Annotated in this window: 18 protein-coding genes, 1 pseudogene and 1 riboswitch; of the genes and pseudogenes, 13 read left to right on the top strand and 6 right to left on the bottom strand. The window is 38.0% G+C overall.

Annotation, left to right across the window (positions count from 1 at the left end):
• Positions 1-19: 19 nt before the first annotated feature.
• Complete coding sequence (gene hutI, locus ABES02_RS24315; RefSeq protein ID WP_430140351.1) at positions 20-1,318, top strand: imidazolonepropionase; 1,299 nt, start codon at positions 20-22, stop codon at positions 1,316-1,318.
• Entirely contained in the window at positions 1,290-2,282 is a 993-nt protein-coding gene (locus ABES02_RS24310; RefSeq protein WP_430140350.1) for an agmatinase family protein, read from the top strand. Before hutI ends, ABES02_RS24310 begins: the two co-directional genes overlap by 29 nt.
• A gap of 119 nt (positions 2,283-2,401) precedes the next feature.
• Here the strand turns inward: ABES02_RS24310 and ABES02_RS24305 are convergent, their stop codons facing one another.
• Positions 2,402-3,730 (bottom strand): YheC/YheD family protein, encoded by a 1,329-nt coding sequence (locus tag ABES02_RS24305; RefSeq protein ID WP_430140349.1) that lies wholly within the window; start codon positions 3,728-3,730, stop codon positions 2,402-2,404.
• A 195-nt stretch (positions 3,731-3,925) separates the two neighbouring features.
• Positions 3,926-4,219 carry a YciI family protein gene (locus tag ABES02_RS24300; protein ID WP_430140348.1) on the bottom strand — a complete coding sequence of 98 codons (294 nt, stop codon included), beginning with the start codon at positions 4,217-4,219 and terminating at the stop codon, positions 3,926-3,928.
• Between the two features lie 285 nt (positions 4,220-4,504).
• Here ABES02_RS24300 and gvpA point away from each other — a divergent pair, with 285 nt between their 5' ends.
• The 8 genes and pseudogenes from gvpA to ABES02_RS24260 all read left to right on the top strand — a co-directional run.
• Positions 4,505-4,756, top strand: a complete 252-nt coding sequence (gvpA, locus tag ABES02_RS24295) for a gas vesicle structural protein GvpA (RefSeq protein WP_430140347.1) — start codon at positions 4,505-4,507, stop codon at positions 4,754-4,756.
• Between the two features lie 78 nt (positions 4,757-4,834).
• On the top strand, positions 4,835-5,704 hold the full coding sequence (gene gvpN, locus ABES02_RS24290) for a gas vesicle protein GvpN (RefSeq protein WP_430140346.1): 870 nt from the start codon (positions 4,835-4,837) through the stop codon (positions 5,702-5,704).
• Complete coding sequence (locus tag ABES02_RS24285; protein WP_430140345.1) at positions 5,701-6,459, top strand: GvpL/GvpF family gas vesicle protein; 759 nt, start codon at positions 5,701-5,703, stop codon at positions 6,457-6,459. The genes gvpN and ABES02_RS24285 overlap by 4 nt, the downstream gene beginning before the upstream one ends.
• Entirely contained in the window at positions 6,456-6,698 is a 243-nt protein-coding gene (locus ABES02_RS24280; RefSeq protein ID WP_430140344.1) for a gas vesicle protein GvpG, read from the top strand. The genes ABES02_RS24285 and ABES02_RS24280 overlap by 4 nt, the downstream gene beginning before the upstream one ends.
• Before the next feature lie 23 nt (positions 6,699-6,721).
• Positions 6,722-7,549 (top strand): GvpL/GvpF family gas vesicle protein, encoded by an 828-nt coding sequence (locus tag ABES02_RS24275; protein WP_430140343.1) that lies wholly within the window; start codon positions 6,722-6,724, stop codon positions 7,547-7,549.
• Positions 7,550-7,551: 2 nt separating this feature from the next.
• Positions 7,552-7,833: a gas vesicle protein gene (locus ABES02_RS24270; RefSeq protein WP_430140342.1), complete on the top strand. Its 282-nt coding sequence runs from the start codon at positions 7,552-7,554 to the stop codon at positions 7,831-7,833.
• The gene (locus tag ABES02_RS24265) at positions 7,742-8,026 is read left to right on the top strand and encodes a gas vesicle protein K (RefSeq protein ID WP_430140341.1); all 285 of its coding nucleotides are present in this window, start codon (positions 7,742-7,744) and stop codon (positions 8,024-8,026) included. Before ABES02_RS24270 ends, ABES02_RS24265 begins: the two co-directional genes overlap by 92 nt.
• Before the next feature lie 22 nt (positions 8,027-8,048).
• A pseudogene (locus ABES02_RS24260) lies at positions 8,049-8,336 on the top strand (gas vesicle protein); the annotation flags it as partial.
• A 267-nt stretch (positions 8,337-8,603) separates the two neighbouring features.
• Here the strand turns inward: ABES02_RS24260 and ABES02_RS24255 are convergent.
• From ABES02_RS24255 to ABES02_RS24240, 4 genes are all read right to left on the bottom strand, one after another.
• Positions 8,604-9,008: a hypothetical protein gene (locus ABES02_RS24255; RefSeq protein WP_430140340.1), complete on the bottom strand. Its 405-nt coding sequence runs from the start codon at positions 9,006-9,008 to the stop codon at positions 8,604-8,606.
• A 211-nt stretch (positions 9,009-9,219) separates the two neighbouring features.
• Positions 9,220-9,375: a hypothetical protein gene (locus tag ABES02_RS24250; protein WP_430140339.1), complete on the bottom strand. Its 156-nt coding sequence runs from the start codon at positions 9,373-9,375 to the stop codon at positions 9,220-9,222.
• A gap of 143 nt (positions 9,376-9,518) precedes the next feature.
• Entirely contained in the window at positions 9,519-10,286 is a 768-nt protein-coding gene (locus tag ABES02_RS24245) for a spermidine synthase (RefSeq protein ID WP_430140338.1), read from the bottom strand.
• Positions 10,287-10,418: 132 nt separating this feature from the next.
• Positions 10,419-10,613 (bottom strand): hypothetical protein, encoded by a 195-nt coding sequence (locus ABES02_RS24240; protein ID WP_430140337.1) that lies wholly within the window; start codon positions 10,611-10,613, stop codon positions 10,419-10,421.
• Between the two features lie 198 nt (positions 10,614-10,811).
• Between ABES02_RS24240 and ABES02_RS24235 the strand changes: the two genes are divergently transcribed.
• From ABES02_RS24235 to thiM, 3 genes are all read left to right on the top strand, one after another.
• Positions 10,812-11,033 (top strand): hypothetical protein, encoded by a 222-nt coding sequence (locus ABES02_RS24235; protein WP_430140336.1) that lies wholly within the window; start codon positions 10,812-10,814, stop codon positions 11,031-11,033.
• A 210-nt stretch (positions 11,034-11,243) separates the two neighbouring features.
• Positions 11,244-11,483, top strand: a complete 240-nt coding sequence (locus ABES02_RS24230) for a glutaredoxin family protein (protein WP_430140335.1) — start codon at positions 11,244-11,246, stop codon at positions 11,481-11,483.
• 372 nt (positions 11,484-11,855) lie between these two features.
• A riboswitch (TPP riboswitch) is annotated at positions 11,856-11,965 on the top strand.
• Between the two features lie 270 nt (positions 11,966-12,235).
• Positions 12,236-13,042 carry a hydroxyethylthiazole kinase gene (gene thiM, locus ABES02_RS24225; RefSeq protein ID WP_430140334.1) on the top strand — a complete coding sequence of 269 codons (807 nt, stop codon included), beginning with the start codon at positions 12,236-12,238 and terminating at the stop codon, positions 13,040-13,042.
• The last annotated feature ends 5 nt before the right edge of the window (positions 13,043-13,047 follow it).

Here is a 13,047-nt window from a genome sequence, read left to right as displayed (position 1 = left end):
TGAAAGGAATTGATTACGAATGAGTAAAGCAATTTTTATTAGAAATGCTTCTCAGCTCGTTACCTTACAGGGGAGCTCCAAGGCTCCCCTTGTTAAGGGTGCGATGTCTGAGCTTAACATAATTGAGAACGGCAGTGTTTGGATTGAAGATGGTATGATCCAGTCTGTTGGTACAGATAAAGAGCTTGCGGTCAAGTATGGGGCACGCATTGCAGAAGCGGAAGTTGTAGATGCTTCCGGTAAGCTTGTAACACCAGGACTTGTAGATCCACACACGCATGTTGTTTTTGCCGGAAGCAGGGAAAACGAGTTCAACATGCGTCTTCAAGGTGCTACGTATATGGAAATTATGAATGCCGGCGGGGGCATTCATGCTACAACAAGGGCTACCCAGGCTGCAAGTCATGAGCAGCTTTTTAGTGAAAGTTATGAACGTTTGAACGTGTTCTTACGACACGGTGTTACCACGGTAGAAGCAAAAAGCGGATATGGGATGGAATGGGCAACGGAATTGAAGCAGCTTGAAGTGGCAAAAGATTTGAACGAAAAGCATGTAATTGATGTTGTCTCTACCTTTATGGGTGCGCATGCGGTACCGAAGGAATATAAGGAAAATCCAGATGCGTTTGTGGATTTATTGATTGATGAAATGATTCCAAAGGTGGCAGAGCTCGGCCTTGCAGAATTCAATGATGTATTTTGCGAGCATGGCGTGTTTACTCCGGAGCAATCTCGCAGGATTCTTGAAGCGGGTAAGCGCCACGGTCTGCTGGCAAAAATTCACGCTGATGAAATTGAGCCATATGAAGGGGCGGAGCTAGCGGCCGAAGTTGGCGCCGTTTCTGCTGACCATTTATTAAAGGCATCAGAAAAGGGCATGAAAGCGATGGCGGAAAAGGGCGTTGTAGGCGTGTTGCTTCCAGGAACAGCATACTTTTTAATGGCTGAGTCAGCGAATGGCCGTAAAATGATTGATCTAGGTGTACCGGTTGCCTTATCGACTGACTGTAACCCAGGTTCTTCACCAACTGTTTCATTGCCATTCATAATGAGTCTAGGCTGTTTGAAAATGGGGATGACTCCAGCAGAAGTTATTACGGCAACGACGATTAATGCGGCACATGCAATTAATCGTGCGGGTGAAATCGGCAGCTTGGAGGTAGGCAAAAAAGGCGATTTGACGATTTTTAATGTGCCAAACTATATGAAGCTTCAATACTCTTATGGGGTTAACCATGTGGACACTGTTGTGAAAAATGGTTCAGTGGTTGTCAGGGGAGGTCAGCTCAGTGAAGAGCTTTCTTTATCCAAAAATTAACTCTCATAGCTTTACATGGGTAAGACCGGAGGGGCGTATTCCGGAAAAGGTCCATGAATGGATTCAGCCGATAGATTCAGCGGCAGATCCTGAAAAGAGCAAAGAGGCAGAGATTGTGGTTGTAGGTGTGCCATTATCCCGTTCATCGATAAGTGCTTCCGGGGCATCTGAATTTCCAGACGCATTTAGAAGGGCTTGGAAAGGATTTACAACATATAATCTGGACGAAGATGTTGATTTGGCAGAAATGACCGCATTGGATGTGGGTGACGTCCCAATGCATGTCACTGATATTCCTCGTTGTCATGAAAATATAATTGAGGCCTCTACAGCACTTCACAGTCATTTTGTCAATTCCAAAGTGTGTGCAATTGGCGGTGACCATTCCATTACCGCAATGATGGTGAAAGGGCTGAAAAAAGCGAAACCAGAGGAGCGTATTGGGATCCTCCAGTTTGATACTCATTTTGATTTGCGGGATATGAGCGATAACGGTCCATCGAACGGAACACCGATGAGGAATCTGATTGAGAGCGGTGTTCTGAACGGAACAGACATGTACAACATCGGATTGCACGGTTTTTTCAATACGAAGGAATTAAAGCAATACGCAGATGAAAAGGGTGTTAACTACATTACATTGGGCCGTGCACGGAAAAAAGGCATCGAAGAGACTGTTCTTCAATGCTTAGAAGAGCTTTCAGCTAAAGTTGATACGATTTACCTAACGGTCGATATGGATGTTCTTGATATTGCCTACGCACCGGGGGTACCGGCATCAACACCAGGGGGTATGACAACAGCTGAACTGCTAGACGGGGTACTAGCAGCAGGTCGCCATCCAAAAGTAAAAGCCATGGACATCGTCTGTCTCGACCCACTAAAAGATACAGCCGTCCAACCAACTGTAAAACTAGGAACGCATGTATTCCTAACCTTTGTAACTGGGGTAATGTTACGATAGGTGAGAGGCCACATTAAAAAAGATAGTCAAAAGCATTTGTCCGCCTAAGGTCGACAAATGCTTTGCTATCTTTTAAAAATAAAATACATAATAATGTTATGTTAACTGATAATCTTGAATTAAATGAACCCAGCAAGTTTTTTGGCATATAGCATATTGGTTTTAAGGATTTCATAGTAAAGGTCAGGGAATCCGGCAACAAGAGCTATTTCATGGGAAGGATTACGGTGCTGGACATCTAAAATCCAAATATCTTCATTCTCATCCACCTTAATATCCACACTTGCATTGGCAAAGTGGACACCTTTTTCCTCGATTACCCTTACCGCTTCAATCGATTTATCGGAAATATCCTTCATCATCATCGCCGTTTTTACGTCATTAAGATCCCAAACTTCTTGCAGTGTCTCCTTGCCTAATTCCACATAAGGATAAATATTACTTAATACAGTCCCTGGTTTACCTTGTCTGGCAAACATGTTCATGACCTGCCATTTACCATCGGGATTCTTAATGACAATCACCCGAAAATCAATAGTACGGTCATGCGTCGTTTGTAATTCTATGGATTGTTGGATCATATACTGTCCATTTTTAAAATACTTTGAAAACAATTCATAGACTTGTTCTTGTTCAGAGAATTTTATTTTTTTAGATTCGCCTTTTTGTGGATGGGTAATCACGAGATAGTTATTTTCTTTCGAGATTTTGTAAATGGAGGAATCCTTAGAGGTGCTAATCGATTTAACCATTATTTTAGAGTATCTCTGTAGAAAGGAATAGAGATCATCAGGAGATTCGTAAAGAATGGAATGTGGCAGAGATTCCTTCACATTATAAGATGTTTTTAATATCTTATGGATATTCCATTTATTATAATGAAAATCATTAAAAACAGCGTCACCGATAATAGATTTAAAATGCTTAATCCATTTAGAACTTGCCTTTTTCGTCAAGACAAAAATTGAGGATGGATAGGGATATGTCCCTTTTTCCCATTGTTTAGATTTGGGATTATAAAGATAACCATTGATCGTTTGAGTTTCCTTATTGACTCCTTCAATTGAAAAAACTAACACAGCTCCCTTTATTTCTTTGTAATATAATAAATAATCCAAAAGATCGTCCAGTTTTTTTTCGATAGATTTATCCGTATTTCCGGCTAGTAAACTGATAAAGGGTCCGAAGTGAATTTCGTTACCTTTTAGTAGAATTTCATAATGACAATTGAGAGGAATGTTTAATTCATCGAGTAAATCAGAAGATATGCTTGCATAATTTTCCTTAAGGCTTTGAGATGTATAAACAATTGCTCGAACCGATTGGCTGCCAAAGCAAATTAACCTTTCAGCTGGGCGAGTGATACCTATGAATTTTGCAACTTCGGGATGCAGGCTCATTACACCTTCGCCAACAGTATCCCTCCGTAAGCGAAAAAAACTTTCCATAGTTAACCCCCTAACATAAATGTGGATAAGTTATTATATGAATACTTTATTAATATTGTTTTAATCTGAACAAAAAATGGGGGACAAGGGGGTTAAATTGGTCATTAGTTTATTAGTTTTCCTTTAACTTAGCCTTGATAATGACAAAAATAAAGCGTGTGACTAATTGTCACCCGCATTATTAAGAAATAATATTTATTTCCCTTGTATTAGAGAAACTCGATATTTATGTAATTCTGAAGTCATGATTCCGTTGGAAACAGCGGGGTCATGATTCATAATGGCCTCAGCATTCTCCCATGAATCTGATTTAAAAACGCAAATCCCAAATGCTCCGTCTAAACAAGGTCCTGCCATAATTAATTTTTCTTCTGCTAATAAATCTTTAAGGTATTGAAAATGGTCATCCATTAAATTAGCTTCTTCCTGTGTCATCGTTTCAATAAAATTACTGCGGTTTGGTCGAATCAAATAAACAAACTCCTCCAAAGATAACCCTCCTATCAAAAAAGTTAACTACTGATAGAGTAAGATCAATTTTAGGCTTTGTAAAGTCATTTTAATTCAAACAGCTACAATTAAAATAAACCATCTGCGCCACTGCTTAAACACTTGTCCATGCAATAATTACTAGTAAACATATACTATAGTAATTCGTTTTAAACGAAGAATTCTGCTGTAGTTAAAGGTATAGATTCATCACATTAGCTAGAAATGAAGAATAAGCTATATAGATTTCCCTTGAACGCAGCCAACGAAAGGAGGAGATCATGAATGGCTGCTATACAAAAGAGTGTAAATACATCCAGTTTAGCAGAGGTAGTTGACCGCATCTTGGATAAGGGTGTTGTCATTGACATTTGGGCTGTCGTTTCATTGGTTGGCATTGAACTGCTAACAATTGAAGCCCGGATTGTCATTGCCAGCGTAAAAACATGGCTGAAATATGCCGAAGCGGTTGGATTATTAAAAGATAGTCCTCATCATTTATTTGAAGAGGGCAGCGAAGTAGAATCTGCATCGTAAACAATTGGAAAGGTGAAGCCAAGGCAGGTGACGCCTTGGCTCCTTTCTTGAAAAAAACAGTGAATAGGAGGTGTGATGATGTTCGTCAAGACTGAAAAAATAGAGGAAATCATTACCAAGACGATAAAGTATATGAAAGCCGGTTATCCAGTTCATTTTGTTGGACCATCGGGCATTGGAAAAACAAGCTTGGCAGTCCATATTGCCTCTCAATTGAACAGGCCAGTTACTATCATAAGGGGCCACCATGAATTATCGAATAAGGATTTATTAGGCCAACATTATGGGATAACGAAAAAAGAGATCATCGATAATTATATTCACTCCGTTTATAAGCGAGAGCAGGTCATTAAACCCATTTGGGTCCAAGGACAGCTTATTGAAGCGGTAAAACATGGACATGTAGTTATTTATGATGAATTTTCACGTTCCCTTCCTGAAACGAATAATATATTTTTAGCCCTTTTAGAAGAAAAAGTCTTGCCTCTTTATGGGAAAGAAAAAGACTCATTTATTCCTTGTCATCCTGATTTTGCCATCATTTTTACCAGTAATCCGGATGAGTATGCAGGAACCTTCCATACTCAAGATGCTCTCCTCGACCGATTAATCACCATCAGCTTAGATACATGTGACACAGGAGATGAAATAAAAATTCTTCACAATAAAACAGGAATCAGCCAGGAAGAGGCTGAGGAAGTGGTGCGGATTGTTTCTAAGCTACGATCCTATGGAAAGGGATTTTGTCCAAGTTTACGGGCTTCATTGATGATTGCAACGATAGCCCAGAAAGCAAACATTCCAATTATATCAGAGGATAAACAGTACCAAGCGCTTTGTCTAGATGTATTAACAAGACCGGTTATGCAAATTTTACCTGATTTGAATCATAAAGGTGTTCAGGAGCTTATTATTAAAGAATTGAAAAGGAAGGAAGAGCAGCAATGAATAGCCAAAGTGGGGTGTATGTTTTTTGTGCCATAAAGGAAAATGTTCCAAAGCAATTTGGAAAAGTAAATTTCAATGGTTTAGAAAATGACGTTTATACGATTCACTACCAGAATATAGCCATGGTGGTGACAAAGGTGAATGGGGATCTTTTACCTGACCGAAATAACCTATTTGCCCATCAGCATATTATAACTGAAATCATTAAGCAATACAGCATAATCCCAATGAGCTTTGGAAATGTATTTCATTCAGAAGAGGATGTATTGCTGATCACAAAGCATATGCATGATGAATTTGAAAAATTGTTTATCCATTTGCAGAACAAGATCGAGGTCGGATTGAAGGTTATTGCCAAAAAAGATTGGATGAAGGAAGAGATGAAAAATAATCCGCTTTTAAATGAATGGCAGTCCTCGAAAATAGACATTTCAAATCCTGCTTCTTTTTATGACCAGATTCAAATAGGAGAGCAAGCCCATAACTTTGTTTTAGGGCTGGAGAATAAGGTAGAACAAGAAATCTATCACTCATTACTAGAGTTAGCGGAAGCAGGGAAACAAAATGCAACCCTTCCAGGAAAAACTCTTTTAAATGCCGCCTTTTTGGTCGACCGTGATAAGGAAGAAGCATTCGATCAAAGGGTAAATGATCTATATGAATTATGGAAGGATAAGGTAGATTTTAAGTATACCGGACCATGGCCGGCATATAATTTTGTCGATATTCGATTAAGGATAGAAGGGAAAATATGATATTCAAACTATTCACATTACCATTCCGTTCCATCATCAAGCTCGGTGAAAAAATCCAAGAAGAAGTTGACCAAGAATTGTACGATCTCCATATTATTCAACAACAGCTCATCGAGTTGCATATGATGTACGAATTGGAGGAAATTGATGAAGAAGCCTATGTTCTTCGGGAACAGGAATTGCTTGAAAGATATAAAATAGCCAAAGAACGTGAAAAAAATGAGCTATTAGAAGATTAGAGCATTTATAAGGGGGATGCATTATGACTCTAACAAAGATTGGAACAGACTTTTTATATATGTACGGGGTCATTTTAACAGAGGAACTCCAATATTCAGAGGTCCCTTCAATCAAGGGAATTGACCAAAAACCCATTTATACGAAAATTTACAAAGATTTAGCTGTCGTCCTTACACCGGTTAATGCCCCTGATTTTTCTCAGCAGCAACTTGACCTTCTAGTTAAAAATGCTGAATGGTTAAAGGAAAAAGCCTTTCACCATCATGAAGTTATCGAAGCTGTCCACAAGCAAGTTACCGTCCTTCCCATGTCCTTTTGCACCATTTTCCAAAAAGAGGAAACGTTAGAAAGCTTACTTTCTGAGCAATATGATGTTTTTTACCAGAAGCTCCTTTCCCTCAAAGGTAAGCAAGAGTGGAATGTAAAGATGTTTTGTAATAAGGAGAAAGCCTTAGCATATGTCATAGATCATAGTCCAGCTGTTATGGAATTAAAAGAAAAATTAACGATGATGCCAAAGGGTAAGCAGTTTATTATGAAGAAAAAGCTGGAAAATTTGATTGCATCCCAATTTGAGGTAGAACAAATGAAATGGTGGCAAGAAATCAATCAAGAACTAATGCCATTTGTCCACGATATAAATTTACGGAAAAATTGGGGGAAAGAAGTAACCGAACGAAAAGATGAGATGATTATTAATTGTGATTATCTATTAGAAACTAATAATGTTGATCATTTTTTAAACAAAATTCAGGACATAGAAAAAACATACACACCATTTGGGTGTACATTTCATATTACCGGTCCATGGCCGGCCTATCATTTTTCAAAAATGGTGAAGGAGACCTAAGTATGGAGCGGAATCATCTTTTTGAAAATAAAGAAATGACCTTGTTGGATTTATTGGATGGAATCATTGATACAGGGGTCGTGGTTCAGGGAGAAATATTAATCTCGATTGCCAATATCGATTTAATCGTTGTTGATCTTAAGCTTTTGATTTCATCAATTGAAAGCGCCTTTGGCACTAGAGATCGGAAAAATGGAGGGGAGGTCATCGTTAATGGAACGGATGCCCTTAGACTCGAACACGGTAGAGCAAGGATTGGCAAAATTAGTACTTACGATCATTGAACTGCTTCGCCAGTTAATGGAGCGACAGGCTATGAGACGGGTGGAAAGTGATTCCCTCACGGAAGAGCAGTTGGAGGAATTAGGGTTAACATTAATGAGGCTTGAGGAAAAAATGGAAGAATTAAAAGTGATTTTTGGTTTAGAACATGAAGATCTCAATATAGAATTGGGCCCGTTGGGAAGACTTCTTTAAACCACTGACAGGAGAGATTTTTATGCCCATTCAGCATGTATCACAATCCACAAATTTACTGGAAGTTTTAGAAAAAATCCTTGATAAGGGAGTCGTGATTGCAGGGGACATTAAAATAGCTATAGCTGACGTCGACTTGCTCACGATTAAAATCAGGCTGCTGGTCGCATCGGTTGATAAAGCGAAAGAAATAGGTATGGACTGGTGGGAAAGTGATCCGTATTATTCTTCGAAGGGAAGATTGGCGGAAAAAGAGCGTACTCAATTACTGGAAAGAATCGATCGCCTTGAACAGCTCGTTGAGACGAAGGCAATCCCTCACGAAGTTGATGATCATGTTTTGATTGGACCAATAAGTGAAAAGGGCATACATTCAACGGATGAAAAGGTAATTCCACAGATTCCGGATGAGCCTGAGGAAGAATCGAATAAGGCTAATTCAACAAAAAACGAGAAAGAGAAGGACTTACAAAGTAAGAAATCAGATAAGAAAAAGCCAGGAAAACATTAAAATGAAAATTTAGTGCTGTTGAATGAAGAAAACCTTGGATTTCAAGGTTTTCTTTAACATCATATACTATTTATTTTTCGAATAGTATTTATATATTTTCTTTACTAACTTAGTAAGATTTTCATTTTGTTCCTTTATTGCCAATAATTCATTTTTTATTTCTGAAAAATCATTTGCAATTTTCTCAAGCTGTTCCGCTAAAGAAACAAGTTCTGGATTTTCTTGTTTTTCTTCTTTTTCAGGAACTTCAGGCTCAGCTTGGGGTTGGCTCTTTTTACTAAGTTCAGTTAAAGAACTCAATATTGCATCATTATTTAGAAGATTTGTTGCAGCTCGCATAATAGAATTAAAATCAAGCGAATTTTGGTTATTTAATAAACTGTTTGATAGGTTCTTTAAAGGATCCATGCCTAGTTGCTGCCCCGTACTCTGTTCGTTATTTTCATTGTTTTTATTATTTTTATTACTCATTATTTAACCACCTTTTTGTTTAAATTGTAATACGTTCAGACATTCCTTATATCTTATGTCGCTTGACGAATGTTGCATTGTGTTATTATCCACATAAAAGCAAATATTTTTTATTTCACATTCATCCCTATCATATCGATTAAAATAGACCCCCCTTAGGCTTGGCTAAGAAGGGTCTATTGCTAGAATGCGCATTGATCACTGCCCTAAATTAAGAACAAGTAAACGCAGTTGCGATTGCATCGGATACTGCTGCTAATGTTTCTGGACGAGCGCCGAGAAGACTGCCCAGTAAAAATGCTACAACTAAGACTAGTCCAACAACAATATCACCAAGAGTTGGACAAGCTGGAAATACAATTGCCATGTGTGATCCCCCCTCTCTATCTTTTTATAAAAGGAAGTTTATTAAACTCCTTATATTAGACAAGTTATGTTGAAAAGATAGATTCGTTCTAGTTAAATAGCTCATTTTGATAAAATAATACGTATTTGTTAATATATTCACAATTATTTAACCATAATCTGAAAAGGGGCTGCCTCTTGAGGAGAATAATCTCCCAACTCACTACGACTTGCAACTATAAATATATTTTGTTTCGAACTTTTCTTGGGATTGGTAGCAAACAGCTTCACATCAGGAAAGATTCCTGAAATAGTTGTGTAAAGCGTCTCCAATCGTTCATCATTTCTTACTTTTCCAATATAATTCATGATTAGAATCCCATTTTCGGACAACTTATCGTTTGTCAGCGTAAAAAATTCTTTTGTTGTTAGGTGATACGGGGTCTCAGTGCCGCTGAACGCATCCAAAATAATGAAATCCTCCGAGTGTGAATCTTGGGTTTTTAGGAGCGCTTGTCCATCACCGACTACTACGTTCTTTCCAGTATGTCCAAAGTATTGCTTGGATACCTCAACGACAATCGGGTCTATCTCAGCTGTCAAAATATTTCGATCTGAGTAGTGGGAACTAATGGTGCCAATTCCATGGCCAATAATGAATCCATTTTTAAAAGCTGATACAAAGTGATTAATAAGATCCACTAATACTCGGATGTAAGAAACGACGAGGTATTGTTTCTGATCCAAATTGATTATTCCTTGAACATCATTTGAGGAAAATTGAAGTAAACGGAACTTTCCTCTCATTCCTTGGAATTCACTTCGTTCGGTAACGTAGATATTTTGATATAAGCTAGAAGTCTTATAAACTAACGTTGACCCGAAAAGCAAAAAGTAGCCTTCTAAACTTTCATTCTTATTTTTTGAATTCATGTTTAAACCTCCATAGCATGTTTACTATAGAGTATTCATTTGGTCTGGCACATGAGTGAATAAATAGCATAGGATTTGCGCCGATCCATTAAATAAGATGGACATAAAAAAAACGTAATGGATGAATTCCCATTACATGTTGTCTTTCCTAATTTTTTGTTTTTTAGCAATTCTCCTCAAAACATAAACTCCTGCAATCAAAGCAAGTAGATTCAAGGAATCTCCAAAGTTAATTGTGAGGCTGAAATTATTATTCACTCGAACACTATTCTTATTATTGTTAGAACCTGGCTTCGATTTCATGTCTGGACCACCATCTTTTCTCATTTGACACCCCCATACTATAAATATATTATATTTCTATCCACAAAAAATTCCAAATATATAAAATAATTCTATCAATCATGTCAATTTGAGATTGTATAGATGAAAAATGCAAAAAAAGTCGAATTATTTCAAGAATGAATTTATTCTAAGCTTTTGTTCAGAGGGATGGTAAAATAGCTCTATACTAGGCTTTGATGCATGAAAAAAACTGAGGAAATATTTTTTATTCCTCGGGAAAGCGCAGGAACAGACATTTCTCGTGTTTCTTTGTCGCATGAAAGCGCTTTAATTGTTGCTATTAAAGGGGTGAAGTGGTTGATAAAAATGATTGATGCCCATATACATCTGATAGAGAATGGATATTATATTTCTGTAACACCTGATATTGATATTGTTTATAAAGAAAAATTAAGCAATTAGTGAAAGCCTATCCTCTTGAACAAACAATGATTGAAACTTATGATCCATGGCCATTTGAAGGACTATTTATAGGGAAAATGACACATACAATCATAATGAATGAATCGATTCGTGAAATATCAAAAATTAAAAAATTGTCATTTGGAGAGGTTTCTGATAGATTATGGCGAAACACTATCTCATTTTATGACTTGGAGGAGAAAATAAAAAATGAGCAAGCAAGTAATCGTTTATACGACAAATGACTGTATTGAATGCACAATGGTCAAACAAGTACTCACACAGGAAGGAATTTCATTTGAAACCAGGAATGTTTCGACGAACCCGGAGTATCAAAAGGAAGTAGAAGCGTATGGTTTTTTAGGAGTTCCAGTGACAGTTGTAGATCATCGAGCAGTTAAAGGTTTTACTAATGAACTAAAAGAGCTGATGGAGCTGGCAAAAAAATAGGAAAAATATTTATTAATCTCGAAAATTTTTAATAAAGGGTGAAACTAGGCTCGATGATGGACAAAACATTACAGAGAATGGGTGAAAATGTCCTTCATAAGATCGATGAAGGACAAAAATTACAGAGAATAGATGAAAATTGGTCTTCATAAGATTGATGAAGGACAAATCATAACAGAAAATAGCCTGTCCTGTCCTTCATTGGCTAAATGAAGGACAATTCTCACCAATATAAGTAGGGTTAGGTCTTTCATGGGTTAATCGTTTTGCCATAATAACATTATGTAAACTGTTACGGATTTTTTATTTAGTAATTTATTCTTTACTTATTATTTTAATAGGAGTATTATTGGGTTGAAATTTAATATGTGTTGTATCTACTAGGGGTGCCCTTCATGCGGGCTGAGAGAAAACGGCAACGTTTTTGACCCTTTGGACCTGATCTGGATAATACCAGCGTAGGAAAGTAGTCTTGTGAAGTATTTTTACTTTCTTGCTTATGAACCAGGTCCAAATAATGGATCTGGTTTTTTTATTTTGGCTTTGTTAAAGGTCAATCTTAATTTTGCTCATAGTTGATTGGAGCGGAGGGCACTCGACTCCTGCGGGATAGAGAGGTCGCTAGAGACCCCACAGGCGCAAAGCGCCGAGGAGGCTCTAGGACCTCCCCGCGGAAAGCGAGTGCCCGGAGCGGAAATCAACAACCAAATTTAACAGAGCCTTTATTTTAAAAAAGAAAAGGGGAAATTCAAATGGAAAAAAACAGTTTAGCTGAAACTTTGCAAAAAGTACGTGAGGTAAACCCGCTTGTACATAATATCACGAATGTAGTTGTTACCAACTTTACGGCAAATGGTCTTCTTGCTCTTGGCGCATCACCGGTTATGGCGTATGCAGCTGAAGAGGTGGCGGATATGGCGAAGATTGCTAGTTCAGTAGTTTTAAATATTGGAACCCTAAACCCGCAAACTGTTGAATCGATGATCATTGCGGGGAAAGCAGCAAATGAGGCGAATGTTCCAGTCATTTTTGACCCGGTTGGAGCAGGGGCTACAAGCTATCGAACCGTAACAGCACAAAGAATCATGAAAGAAGTTAAAGTCTCCGTTATTAGAGGTAATGCTGCCGAAATTGCGAATGTAGTGGGGGAAAAGTGGGAAATAAAAGGCGTTGACGCTGGTAATGCAGAGGGGAATGTCATTGACATCGCCATTAATGCTGCCGAAAAAATGAATTGTGTTGTCGTGATTACCGGAAAAGAAGACATTGTCAGCAATGGAAAAACCACGTATTTAGTTGCGGGTGGTCATCCAATCTTAACCAAGGTCACCGGGACTGGATGCTTATTGACTTCAGTGATTGGTGCTTTTGCTGGAGTGGATAAGGATCTCATTAGGGCTTCCGTTGCAGCACTAAGCTTTTACGGAATTGCAGCCGAAAAAGCAGCACAAAAAACGGCTGAAATGGGTCCAGGAAGTTTCCAAATCGAGTTTTTAAACCAATTGGCCCTCGTTTCCTCAGAAGATATCGTTCAACATAGTTCATTTAGACAGGTGTAGGGGAG

Origin of the sequence: Neobacillus pocheonensis (assembly GCF_050477905.1) — a bacterium.
GTDB classification, from domain to species: Bacteria; Bacillota; Bacilli; order Bacillales; family Cytobacillaceae; genus Neobacillus; species Neobacillus pocheonensis_A.
The sequence above is the reverse complement of the archived record's forward strand: the minus strand, read 5'-3'. Positions and strand labels throughout refer to the sequence as shown.